Annotated in this window: 8 protein-coding genes; 3 read left to right on the forward strand and 5 right to left on the reverse strand. The window is 49.4% G+C overall.

Annotation, left to right across the window (positions count from 1 at the left end):
* Positions 1–93 precede the first annotated feature (93 nt).
* The 5 genes from Q0614_RS10460 to Q0614_RS10480 form a co-directional block, all read right to left on the reverse strand.
* Positions 94–1611 (reverse strand): YifB family Mg chelatase-like AAA ATPase, encoded by a 1518-nt coding sequence (locus Q0614_RS10460; protein ID WP_298788576.1) that lies wholly within the window; start codon positions 1609–1611, stop codon positions 94–96.
* Entirely contained in the window at positions 1608–2126 is a 519-nt protein-coding gene (def, locus tag Q0614_RS10465) for a peptide deformylase (RefSeq protein ID WP_298788578.1), read from the reverse strand. The genes Q0614_RS10460 and def overlap by 4 nt, the downstream gene beginning before the upstream one ends.
* The gene (clpP, locus tag Q0614_RS10470) at positions 2127–2711 is read right to left on the reverse strand and encodes an ATP-dependent Clp endopeptidase proteolytic subunit ClpP (RefSeq protein WP_005871578.1); all 585 of its coding nucleotides are present in this window, start codon (positions 2709–2711) and stop codon (positions 2127–2129) included. It lies immediately after the preceding gene.
* Complete coding sequence (gene tig / locus Q0614_RS10475; protein ID WP_298788580.1) at positions 2712–4025, reverse strand: trigger factor; 1314 nt, start codon at positions 4023–4025, stop codon at positions 2712–2714. It lies immediately after the preceding gene.
* A 157-nt stretch (positions 4026–4182) separates the two neighbouring features.
* Complete coding sequence (locus Q0614_RS10480; protein ID WP_298788582.1) at positions 4183–6333, reverse strand: TonB-dependent siderophore receptor; 2151 nt, start codon at positions 6331–6333, stop codon at positions 4183–4185.
* 188 nt (positions 6334–6521) lie between these two features.
* On the opposite strand from Q0614_RS10480, the gene folE reads away from it, so the two are divergent.
* The 3 genes from folE to Q0614_RS10495 all read left to right on the forward strand — a co-directional run.
* The gene (folE, locus tag Q0614_RS10485) at positions 6522–7106 is read left to right on the forward strand and encodes a GTP cyclohydrolase I FolE (protein WP_297881331.1); all 585 of its coding nucleotides are present in this window, start codon (positions 6522–6524) and stop codon (positions 7104–7106) included.
* Positions 7107–7217: 111 nt separating this feature from the next.
* Positions 7218–8417 carry a NifS family cysteine desulfurase gene (locus tag Q0614_RS10490; RefSeq protein ID WP_298788585.1) on the forward strand — a complete coding sequence of 400 codons (1200 nt, stop codon included), beginning with the start codon at positions 7218–7220 and terminating at the stop codon, positions 8415–8417.
* A 3-nt stretch (positions 8418–8420) separates the two neighbouring features.
* Positions 8421–9217: iron-sulfur cluster assembly scaffold protein (locus Q0614_RS10495; protein ID WP_298788586.1), on the forward strand; the 797-nt coding region annotated here is incomplete at its 3' end.

Raw genomic sequence — 9217 nt, forward strand, 5'->3', positions numbered from 1 at the left:
TGCCGGCGGCGTTTTCCATTAAAATTTGCTCGCTAAGTCCAAATTTTGCGCTTGCTCGCGCATCGAGTTCTGCGGTGCTAAAGAAAATTTTTTTCAAATTTCGCTCCTTATGCGAAAGCTAAGAGCCTCCAAAATATGCGCTTTGGCGATGACTTCGGCGCCTGCTAGATCGGCGATAGTGCGGGCAAGCTTTAGCGTCTTATTTACGCCGCGCTGCGAAAGATCGTAGCGGGTAATCGCCGTTTGCAAAACCTCTCGCGCAGCGCTTTCGCAGACGCAAAATTTTTCGGTCTCCTCGTCGCGCAGCTTTGCGTTTAGCTCGCTCTGTCCGCGAGCCTTTTGTGCGCGAAACGCCAGTAGCACCGCATCCGCCATCTCCTCGCTACAAACGTCGCTTCTGTCGTCTGCGCCGGTCTCATCCATCGCGACGTATATGTCGATGCGATCGAGCAGCGGCGCAGAGATCGTGTTTTTGTAGCGCCTGATGTCATTTAGCGAGCAGGTGCAGGTGAGGTTTTTGGAGAATAGATTTCCGCACGGGCAGGGATTTTGCGCCGCTACGAAGATAAATTTCGTTTGGTATTCGACCTTGGAATTTACGCGCGAAATCAAAATTCTATTATCCTCCAGCGGCTCGCGCAGGCTCTCTAAAATTTGCTTGCCGAAGTGCGGTAGCTCGTCGAAAAACAGCTCGCCGCCGTTTGCAAGCGCGACCTCGCCGATCTTTGCGCCGCTACTGCCGCCGCCGAAAATGGAGCTGCGCGTGCTGGTGTGGTGCGGTGAGCGGAAGGGGCGCAGCGCGCTAAAATCGACGTCTTTGTTATTTAGCGACTCGTAGGCGCACGAGAGTAGCACTTCGCCCAGGCTCTGCGGCGGCAGAATTCTGGCTATCCGCTTGGCGCACATGCTTTTGCCGCAGCCCGGGCTGCCCTCAAAGAGGATGTTATGCATGCCGCACGCAGCGATCAGGCTCGCGCGCTTGGCGCGCTTTTGCCCTTTAACGTCTTTGAAATTTAGCGAAAAATCGCGGTTGGGGACGTAAATTTGCCCGTCAATCTCCACGACGTTTTTAAAAAGCGGATGGGTTTCTCGCATGAGTCTGCTTGCGGCGAATTCCTCGTCTAAAAAAAATTTGACCGCATCGTTTAGGCTATCCACCGCATAAACGTCGTAGTTTGGGATCGTGCAGGCCTTTAGAGCGATACTTTGCGGCACTAAAATTTTAGCGCGCTTCACCTTCGTGCTTAAAAAAAGCAGGATCGAAAAGAGGCTCGCCGTGCTCTTTAAGCTGCCGTCTAAACCGAGCTCGCCGAAGACGAAGAAATCGCCGTCGATGCGCTCTTTTTGCAGCGCGATTAGAAGCGCGATCGCAAGATCGAAGTGCGAGCCGTTTTTGGGCGTGTCGGAGGGGGAGAGATTTATGATGATTTTGGATGCGGGAAATTTAAAATTTAGGCTCACAAGCGCGGCTTTTACGCGGCTTTCGCTCTCTTTTATCGTAGCGCCCGCAAGGCCAACGATATTAAATCCTGGCAGCCCCCGCACGAATGTCGATTCAACCTCTACGGGGATCAGAGCATCCGTGAAGGCAGCGCATTTTAGGGATTTCATTTCGATTTTTCTTTTAGGCTTTTTTTGAATTCTTTATCAAATTTTTTGCGTTTGTTGTATCCGATGCGCTCGATGAAAAGATGTCCGTCGAGGTGATCCATCTCGTGCTGGATACAGACGGCTAGCAGCTCGCTAGCGTCCATTTGCTGGGTATTGCCGGCGCGGTCTTGAAACTGCACCGTAATAAACTCGGCGCGCGTAACGTCCTCATAAAAACCTGGCACCGAGAGGCAGCCCTCCTGGTAAACGACCTCGCCTTCCTTTTTTAGAATTTGCGGATTGATGATCTCGATGAGGTCCTTTTTGTCTTGGATTTTTTCCTCATTGGCTAAATTTATAATCAAAGCGCGCACGGGCTTGCCTACCTGGATGGCGGCAAGGCCTATGCCGTTTTTTGCGATCATCGTCTCATACATATCATCCAAAAGCTCGCCCAGCGCCGCGTCGAATTTCACGACCTCGGTCGATCTTTGATAAAGCTTTTTATTCGGATAGGTAAGGACGTCCAGGATCATCTATTTAAAGCTCTTTTGAAGTACTTGATCGATCAGTCCGTATTGCACGGCATCCTCGGCGCTCATAAAAAAGTCGCGATCGGTGTCCTTTTCGACCTGCGCAAGATCTTTGCCGGAATTTTGCGAAAGGATGCCATTTAGAATTTCTTTCATTCGTAAAATTTCTTTGGCTTGGATCTCGATGTCGGTAGCCTGACCCTGCGCGCCGCCAAGTGGCTGGTGGATCATTATGCGCGAGTTTGGAAGCGCGTAGCGTTTGCCTTTGGCTCCGCAGCTTAGCAAAAATGCCCCCATCGACGCCGCTTGACCGATACAGATCGTGCTTACGTCGGGTTTGATGTAATTCATCGTGTCATAAATGCTAAATCCGCTCGTAACTACGCCGCCCGGGGAATTGATGTATAGATAGATATCCTTATCCGGATCCTCCGCCTCCAAAAACAGAAGCTGCGCGACGATCGAGCTTGCCACCGCGTCGTCGATCTCGCCGCTAAGCATTACGATACGGTCTTTTAGCAGCCTTGAGTAGATGTCGTAGCTGCGCTCTCCGCGACTAGTTTGTTCGATAACGTAAGGAATCACCATCTATTCGCCCTTCTCTTCTTTTTTGCCCTGCTTTGAGAAAATATCGTTAAATAGCTTTTCCTCTATAAGTGCCATTTTAACGGCCGGCAGCATGCCGTTGTTGCGGTATCTATTTAGATGCTCCTTCGGATCGGCGCCGTATGTGTAGGCCTCCATATAGACCGCCTGAACGAGCTCCTGATCGCTCACGTCGATCTTGCGTTTTTTGGCTAGCTCGTCGATTAGGAATGTCAGTTTGACGCTGTTTTCGGCAGCCTTTCTAAACTCTTCGCGCTTTTTATCCAGGGCGTCTTTGTTGTTTTTAAATTCCTCGATCTGCTCTTTTGAAAAGCCGCTCCAGGCGTTGTTAAACTGTAAATTTATCTCCTGCTCGACGATCGCTTTTGGAAGCGCGAAGTTAAATTTCTCGGCGAGCGCGTCGGCAAATTTAGGCTTTAGATCCTCATTTATCAGCTTTTGAAGCTTATCGTTTTTGATGCGCTCTTTGATGCGCGCTTCAAATTTCTCCTTGCTCGGTTCCGCTTCTCCCGGAAGCGCTTGCTTTAGCTCCTCCTCGCCGAGCTCTTTGGCGGGTTTTTTAGCTTGAATTTCATGAAGCTTGACTTTAAAGATCGCGTCCTTGCCGGCTAAGCTTTTCGCGCCGTAATTTTCGGGAAATTTAACCGCTACGTCGCGCTCCTCGCCCACTCTAAGTCCGATCATTCCGTCCTCAAAGCCCGGGATGAATTGATTTGAGCCGATCTGAAGGACGTAGTCCTGCGCCTTGCCGCCATCGAATGGCTTGCCGTCTACGAAGCCTTCGAAATCAAATTTTGCAAAATCGTCTTTGGCTAGAATTTTTTTGTTGGTTTTAGAAAGCGGCGCGATCATCTGCAAAAATTCCGCTACTTTCTCGTCGATCTCTTTTTGAGTAACGCGCGGGCTGCTAAATTTAGGGATCAGCTCCTCGTATCCCTCGACGTTAACCTCGGGCCTGAAAGAAATTTCGATCTCCACGTCGATGTCGCCTTCTTTTTCGTCAAATTTAGAAAAGACCGGCTCGGATAAAATTTCATCTTGTTTTTTCTTTAAAATTTTAAGAGACTCATCGATCATATCTTTAAGAAGTTCCTGCTTTGCATCGCCCTCAAGCTGTTTGCCGTATCGCTTCAAAACCACTGCGGTAGGCACTTTGCCCTGTCTGAATCCGTCGATTCTTAGCTGCTTGGAGGCCTTTTTGGCTAGCTCTTCTACTTTGGCTGCGATCTGCTTTGCTTCGATCTTGCTCGCAGCTACCGCATTCGCGGCGTCTTTCATTTTTGCTTTTACTTCCATAAAATTCCTTTAGAAAATTTAAAAATAGCTCGTAATATATCAAAAAATTTCTTATTTAAAGTATAAATTCCTAAAATTTGCCGAGCCTAAGCGGCTCGAGGCTTTTAAATTTTAAAATTTTTAAAAGCCCGCCTTGAAATTTAAAGCGGGACTAAGGCTAAAATTTTACCGATACGTTAAACATAAACTGCCGCGCGTAGCCCATCTGAATAGGTATCACGCTCGTGGTTGTGCCGGTTGAGGATGAGGTATAGTATTTTTTGTCGGTCAAATTTTTGACATTGAACGAAAAATTCGTATTATAGCCCGAAATTTTAGTATCGTAGCTCACGAAGGCGTCATAAACTACGGCGTGAGGCAGCTTAAACGTCGTTCCTGCGGGCACGTTCGGTAGGTTCGTGCGCATATAGTAGGTGTACCACGAACCGAAGTATCGCGCGCCGCCGCCCAGCCTAAGCCCCTTTGCGCCTAGATGCGCGAAATCGTAGTTGGCAAATAGGCTTGCTTGGTGCTTTGGCGTCGCTTCCAGCGGTTTGCCGATTAGCACCGCAAAAGCGCCGTCGTCCTCGCGCACCCTCGTTTTGGTGTATGCGTAGCTCGCCGACATGCTAAGTCCCTGCGTCACGCGCCCGTTTATATCGAGCTCAAATCCTCGCGAACGAGCCTTGCCGATCGTCTCACTTATATTATTTACCGTTCGCAGGATGTTTCTTTTATCGATATTAAACACCGCCGCACCCGCAGTGACTCGATCGTTTTGAAATTTAGTGCCGAGCTCCACGGATTTGCCTTCCTCCGGCTTTAGATCGCCGCCTATCGCCTCGCCTATGGACATCTGCGGCGTGAAGCTTTGCGCGTAGTTAGTATATACCGACCACTGCGGGCTCAACAGGTACAAAAGCCCGCCCTGATAGGTCGTAGCGGCCTTTTTCTGATCGGTACTGTTCGGCCCTTGCCAGCTTTGTTTGGCTACTTGATCGTAAAATTCCCTACGCACGCCCAAAGAAAGTATCAACTCGTCGGTTAAATTTATATTATCTTGGGTGTAAAGCCCGATCGTTCTTAGCTTTTGATATTGTATTTTTGGCTCTCTATCGTTCGTTAAGACGGCGCCCGAAGCGGTCTGTCCGGTAAGCATATTGATGCGCCCTGCGGTGCCTTTTAGCGCGCCCGGGCGGTATCTGTAGTAGTTTTTGTAATCCGTGCCGAAAAGGACATCGTGCTTAAGCGGGCCCGTTTCAAATTTGCCGTTTAGCGTGACGCTTGCTGCGTGCGTGCGGTGTATGAAATTATCGTAGTAGTTATACGATCGCGTCGTGCCGGTAAGGCCTTGGGGCGTGAATGGATTGTTCGGACGGACGTAGCCGTATTCGTGCTTGCTGCGCGAGAAAGCGTAAGCGCCTTTTAATATCCAATCCTCGTTAAATTCTTTCTCAAAGCCGAAATCAACCGTATCGAGCTTGCTTTGTAGTTTATTTACCGGCTCGTCGAAGCGGACTTTGCCGCTGCCGTAAATTTTACCCGTACTCGGCACCAAAAATGCGCCGCGATCCACCGGATCGGTAGAGCGGCTATGGGTGTAGCCTAAGCTTATCGAATAATCGTCTCCTTGATACGCAAGCGACGGCGCAAAGAGCGTGTTTTTTATACCGCCGAAATTTCGCCAATAATCCTTCGCGTAGTAATCGAATATAAATCTATACGCAAAGCCGCTATCTGCGATCGGTCCTGTAGTATCAAATCCCGCGTCCCAATAGTTGCGATTGCCCAGCCCGCCCCAAATTTCATTTATAAACTCATACTGCGGCTTTTTAGTTACCATGTTTATGACGCCGCCTGGTTGCTGCGCACCGTAGAGCATACTTGCGGGCCCTTTTAGAACCTCGACGGATTGAATAGTTTTATTGTAGTTGTGCATCACGGCGCCCGGTACGCCGTTGCGCATAATCGAGCCGTCGCGACCCTCGCCGAAGCCACGCTTGATGATCGCATCGAAAATATTTCCCGTCGTATTTGCATAGCTTATGCCGCTTACGTTTTGTAGCGATTCCGCTAAGGTTTCTGGCTTTTTGTCCTTTAGATGCTGCTGCGTTACGACATTTACGGTTTGCGGAATTTCTAAAATTCTCTTAGTCGTCTTGCCGATCTCACTGCGTACGGCGCGGTAACCGTCGTCGTTATTCGCCCATTCTACGACCTCGATATCGCCTAGGTTTTCGCCCGAGGCGGAGCTTGCCGCGGCGTTTTGTTCGGCGCAAGCAAAGGAAAAAAGCGCCAAAGTCGCGCCAAAACTCATCTTAAATTTCATTACCGAACTCCTTGTAGATAAAGCTTATCAAAACGATGGATTTTAAACAAAAATTTCTTAAATTTAAATATATTATCATTAACATAATGAGATTGATAAAATTTCGCGTGGAATTTTAAAATTTATCAGCGTTATAAAAGGCGTTTTTGAGTAATATCGCGCATCGATCTTTAAAGGAATTGCTAAAAATGGACGAAAAAAGCCGAGCGAAATTTGAAAGCTGCGTCTCGCAGATGCTTGAAATTTTAGGCGAGGATCCGAAGCGCGACGGGCTCGCAAAGACGCCTGAGCGCGTGGCTAAAGCCTATGAGTTTCTAACTAGCGGCTACGAGCTGGATCCAAAAGAAATTTTAAACGACGCGCTGTTTGAGAGCAGCAATAATGAGATGGTTTTGATAAAAGATATAGAATTTTATAGTCTCTGCGAGCACCATCTGCTGCCGATCATCGGGCGCGCGCACGTCGCGTATATCCCGAATAAAAAGGTCGTGGGGCTTAGTAAAATTCCGCGTATGGTAAATATTTTCGCGCGCAGGCTGCAGATCCAAGAGCAGCTTACCGAACAGATCGCAAGCGCAATCCAAGAGGTGATCCATCCGCTCGGCGTGGGCGTGGTGCTGCAGGCGCGGCACATGTGCATGGAGATGCGCGGCGTGCAAAAGATCAACTCGACCACGACTACGTCGGCGCTTAGGGGACTTTTTATCAGCCGAAACGATACGCGTAAAGAATTTTTCGATCTAATAAATTCTCCGAAAACTTTCGGTTTTTAAAACGGCAAGCGTTAAAGAAAAATTTAGCAATTATGTTATATTATCGTGCGAAATTGATAAAAGAGCGAAATTGTCTGATTAAATTTCAGGCAAATTTTAGAAAGGAATTTTATGCAGCGCGTTTATTTGGATAATAACGCCACTACGATGGTCGATCCCGAAGTTTTTGAGGAGATGAAGCCGTTTTTTTGCGATAAATACGGCAACCCAAACTCCCTTCACAGCTTCGGAAGCGAGACTCACCCCGCGCTAAGAACCGCGATGGATAGGCTCTATGCGGGACTCGGCGCTGCGGATGCGGACGATATCGTCATCACAAGCTGTGCGACCGAGAGCAATAACTGGGTTTTAAAAGGAATTTACTACGATAAAATTCTAACCGGCGAGAAGGATAATATCATCATAAGCTCCGTCGAGCACCCCGCAATCAGCGCGACCTGTGCTTTTTTAGAAAAAACCTGCGGCGTAAAGATCACTCGCCTCGGCGTCGATAAAAACGGACAGATCGATCTTGAAGAGCTTGCCGAAAAAATTAACGACAAAACCGCGCTCGTTAGCGTGATGTGGGCAAATAACGAAACCGGCACGATCTTCCCCGTTAAACAGATCGCACGTATCGCACACGAACGCGGTGCGCTATATCACGCCGACGCGGTGCAGGCCGTAGGTAAGATAAAGGTAAACGTGCGCGATGCCGACGTGGATTTTTTAAGCCTTTCCGGGCATAAATTTCACGCTCCAAAGGGCGTCGGCGCACTCTACATCAAAGATAGTAAACCGCTTACGAGCCTGCTTCACGGCGGCGAGCATATGGGCGGGCGCCGCAGCGGTACGCTAAACGTCGCGGGCATCGTGGGGCTAGGTAAAGCTTTGGAGCTAGCGAATAAATTTATGGATTTTGAGCGCACTCAGGTAAGCAGGCTGCGCGATAAGCTGGAGGATGCGCTTTTGCAAATTTCAAACGTCAGCGTCGTAGGTGATCGCAGCATTCGCGTGCCAAACACCATCCTCGCCTCAATTCAAGGCGTCGAGGGAGAGGCGATGCTGTGGGATCTGAATAAAGCGGGTATCGCCGCTTCTACCGGCTCTGCGTGTGCGAGCGAGGCGCTTGAGAATAACCCGATAATGGAAGCGATCGGCGCAGATAAGGAGCTGGCGCATACGGCGCTAAGACTTTCGCTGTCGCGCTTTACGACGGAGGCGGAGATCGATTACGCGATCGAACATATAGGTAAAGCTATCGCTCGTCTGCGCGGAATTTCAAGCACGTTTGCTTACGCGCCGCAAGGTTATGAGAAAAATAAAGGATAAAAAATGGCAAAAAACAGTTTGATAAACGGCTCGATCTGGGAGCAATACTCGCAAAAAGTGCAGGACCGTATGAATAATCCTCGCTATATGGGCGAGATCACCGAGGAGGAGGCAAAGGCTAGAGGCGGTAAGCTAGTGGTCGCAGACTTCGGCGCCGAGAGCTGCGGCGATGCGGTGCGGCTGTATTGGTTGATCGATCCTAAAACCGATAGAATTTTAGACGCTAAATTTAAAAGCTTCGGCTGCGGCACGGCGATTGCGAGTTCGGATACGATGGCTGAGCTTTGTATCGGAAAGACCGTCGATCAAGCGGTAAAGATTACAAATTTAGACGTAGAGCACGCTATGCGCGATACTCCAGATGAGCCCGCCGTGCCACCGCAAAAGATGCACTGCTCGGTCATGGCATACGATGTCATCAAGCAGGCTGCAGCGAATTATAAGGGCGTCGATCCTGCGCATTTCGAGGACGAGATCATCGTGTGCGACTGCGCGCGCGTGAGCCTCGGCACGATCAAAGAGGTGATCCGCCTAAACGATCTTCATACGGTCGAGGAGATCACGCAATACACCAAAGCAGGCGCGTTTTGCAAATCCTGCGTGCGCCCGGGCGGACACGAGGAGAAGGATTACTATCTGGTCGATATTTTAAAGCAAACCAGAGAGGAGATGGAGCGAGAGAGGCTTCAAGCTCAAGCCGAGGCGAGTGCCGCTACTAGCGCGAAAGCGGGAGCGGAGATGAGCTTTGAGCAGCTAAATTTGATCGGTAAATTTAAAGCGGTCGAAGGGGTGCTTGACGA

The organism is uncultured Campylobacter sp. (assembly GCF_937997595.1).
GTDB lineage: Bacteria > Campylobacterota > Campylobacteria > Campylobacterales > Campylobacteraceae > Campylobacter_B.